The organism is Peribacillus sp. P4_C12 (assembly GCF_056402095.1).
Genome location: NZ_JBFUIB010001042.1, coordinates 1 through 784 on the forward strand (window position 1 = coordinate 1; position 784 = coordinate 784).

1 protein-coding gene is annotated in these 784 nt (G+C 35.6%); it reads left to right on the top strand.

What is annotated here, in order from left to right; all coding sequences use genetic code 11:
* On the top strand, nt 1-616 hold a 616-nt coding region (locus AC1DUW_RS31135; RefSeq protein ID WP_477644489.1), incomplete at its 5' end, for an alpha/beta fold hydrolase.
* Nucleotides 617-784: the final 168 nt, after the last annotated feature.

Here is a 784-nt window from a genome sequence, read left to right on the forward strand (position 1 = left end):
ATCCTCAACATGGGAGAGATATGAACAGTTTATCTCTGATTTTACGAGGGAACTAAAACTAGATAAATTTCATCTGATTGTTCATGACTGGGGCGGACTTATTGGACTTAAATGGGCATGTGATCATCCAGAGAGAATACTAAGTCTCTTTGTTTCAAATACAACCATATCAGGAGATTACAAGTGGCACTCACTTGCTCAGATTTGGAGAACACCAAATGTCGGAGAAAAAATAATGAAGCGCATGTCAGATGATTCCCAATTTCAAACTGACATGAAGAATTCGATTCCAAACATAGTTGACGAAACTCTGGAAGACTTCTATCGTGTCTTTAGAACTCCCGAATCAAGTAAAGTCATCTTAGATCTATACCGGTCAGGAAATATAGAAAAGGTTAAATCGTACAATCAAAAACTAAACCAGATCAAAATACCAGTCACCATAATTTGGGGGGAGAATGATCCTTATATCCCTTTTGAATTTGCTTACAAGCTCCAGAAAGAAGGCTTACCACATGCACAGGTTCACATCATTCAAAATGCAGGGCATTTCATCCAAATCGAAGTGCCTGATAAAGTGAATTTTTATATCCAACAGCATTTTAAAAACGTGTAAACAAAGAAATAACTACTCAAATCGGGTAGTTATTTTTTTCGCGTAAAAGGGATTACAAAGTATCAAACGAATTGATAACTTTCTTCTTTGTTTTTTACATGTTATGGGAATACACTTAAGTCGAAGTAATTTCCCTAAAGAGTTCGCAAATCAAAGTTATCACTATTT